We start from the raw sequence: 289 nt of genomic DNA on the forward strand, positions 1-289 counted from the left end.
AACTGAAAGAGATTCGCCGCCTCTGGCGGGAGGAGGAAGCAGATTGGGAGGACTCAGTTCCCCGTATCTACAATGATGTGATGGGGGAACATCTCGATTGGATTCAAGACGATCTGGGATCGTTCAGTGCGGAAGAAGCCGAGATTCTGGAAGAGGTGGCTTCGAAGCACGATGTTCCGCCAAAGTTGGTAAAACGCCTCCTCGACGTTGAACTCCGTCACCACGGTATGAAGCGCCGTGCGTCGATCTACAATAAGATCGATGGCGTGTTCAAAGAAGACTGGCGGAC

General features: G+C 52.9%; 1 protein-coding gene. It reads left to right on the plus strand.

The window, feature by feature from the left end; translation table 11 throughout:
* Positions 1-289: DNA modification system-associated small protein (locus EXE44_RS18865; RefSeq protein WP_199241297.1), on the plus strand; the 289-nt coding region annotated here is incomplete at both ends.

The sequence above is a fragment of the Halorubrum sp. SS7 genome (assembly GCF_005435055.1).
In the GTDB taxonomy this organism is placed as follows: domain Archaea; phylum Halobacteriota; class Halobacteria; order Halobacteriales; family Haloferacaceae; genus Halorubrum; species Halorubrum salinarum.